The organism is Paenibacillus sp. 01T422 (assembly GCF_056398785.1).
The window spans coordinates 1-2069 of record NZ_JBFTQB010001033.1; the positions used below are offsets into that span (position 1 = coordinate 1).

General features: G+C 48.4%; 1 protein-coding gene. It reads left to right on the top strand.

Translation table 11 applies throughout. The features are described from left to right. Positions 1-2069: beta-galactosidase small subunit-related protein (locus AC1DUA_RS35115; protein WP_477504141.1), on the top strand; the 2069-nt coding region annotated here is incomplete at both ends.

A 2069-nucleotide genomic window follows, 5' to 3' on the forward strand; every position in this document is an offset into this window, starting at 1 on the left:
GTGGAAGGAACGCTGCCAACGACGACGGTCTCCTCCTATACAACGTCTTATACAATCTTCGGCAACGGCGACATTGCGGTGTCTAATTACATGAAGCCGGGCGCCAAATCGCTTCCGGAAATTCCTGAGGTCGGAAGCATGTTGACGATTCCGCAAGAATTTGAGCATATTACCTGGTATGGCCGCGGACCTAACGAAAACTATCAGGACAGAAATTCCGGTTCCGATGTCGGGATGTATAGCAGCACCGTAGAAGCGCAATTTTTCCCTTATATCGAGCCTTCGGAAACGGGTAATAAAACCGATGTGCGTTGGGTTTCTCTGACGAACGACGACGGAGTGGGTCTGATGGCAATCGGTGCTACTGTTATTGAGGCTAACGCGCTGCATTATACACCGGATGATTTGGATGGACCAGCACATCCGTATCAAGCGATTCATCGCGATGACATCACGCTTCGCGTCAACTACAAGCAAATGGGCGTTGGAGGTGACAACAGTTGGGGAGCCAAGCCACATGCGCCTTACATGCTGCTGTCGGATAAGGACTATAACTACAGTTATACGCTCAGACCGATTGCCGCTCATACGACGGATTTGATGAAGCTGAGCAAAACCGTAACGACGATCAATCTGGTGAAATCGATCCAAGTTAACGGTAAAGCGCTGGATGGATTCGATCCGGAGAAAACAAGCTACACGTACAATGTTATGCGCGGCAATAACAAAGTGCCGACGGTTGACGTGCAAACATCCAACAACACAGTAAAAGTGCAGGTCACTCCTGCTGCAGATGTAAACGGCAAAACCGTCATTACAGTATCCTCTGCAGACGGTCTTATCACCAAGACATTTGAGATTCAATTCAATGCGGTTGATCATTATTTGAGCAACATGGATTGGGTCAGCGCAACCGTCGGCTGGTCCTCGGTCAAGAAGGATCTGAGCATCGACGGCAATCCGATTCGTCTGAGAGGTCCGTCAGGCACAGTCACCTATGCAAAAGGTATTGGTACGCACGCGAATTCCGAAATCATTTATAACATGGCAGGTAAAAATTATGAAACGTTCTCGGCTGTCGTTGGCGTTGACCAAGAGGTTAGCGGCACAGGGGCGAACAACACGATTGTGTTCCAGGTGTTCCTGGATGGCGTCAAGGCTTTCGATAGCGGTTTGATGAGAGCTACAACGGTTTCCAAAGCGGTTAACCTGGATGTTAAGGGCGTGAAAGAACTGAAGCTGGTCGTAGGCGATAATGGCGACGGCAACGGTGAGGATCATGGAGACTGGGCGGATGCCAAGCTCATTCCAGGCAAAGACCCATTTGCTGTTCTTAGCGGTGCAAGCTCGGTAAAAACTAACCAGCCGTTTGACCTTAATTTGCAGCTGAACAATGTTACTCAAAACGTGTATGCGCTTGACTTTGTCGTCAATTATAATCCACAGCACGTCCTTCTAGTCGATGTTACTTCCATACAAGATCAAGTAGACATCGTTGCGAAAAAAGAGCTAGAGCCGGGCAAACTCAGAGTGCTGGCCGCAGCTCTTGGTTCCAGTATTCAATCAGGTGAGGATTTGTTGAAACTAGCTTTCACTACAACGAATGAATCGGTTACACAATCAACTTACACGGATATTTCCGTAAGTAATCTGATCGTTGCCGATAATCAAGGAGCAGAAGTGAACGTTAATGGAACTCAGTTTAGCGTTCAATTTGATAAAATCCACAAGGATGCTCTAATCTCAGCGATTGCTGACGCCCAAGCCAAATACGATGGGGCTGTAGAGGGCAGCAATCCTGGACAATATCCAGCTGCAGCGAAAGCGGCGTTCCTGGTTGCAATTCAGAAAGCCACTGCAGTCGCGAACGATGCGGATCCCAATCAGTCGCAAGTAGATCAGGCTTTAATTGACTTGACGGCAGCCGTTCTAGCCTTCGAAACGTCCGTCCATACGAGCATCCCTGGCGATATGAACGGTGACGGCAAATTCACAATTGGCGATCTGGCTTTGGTGGCAAAGGCATACGGTAAAACATCCTCAGATTCAGATTGGAATCTCTTCAAGTT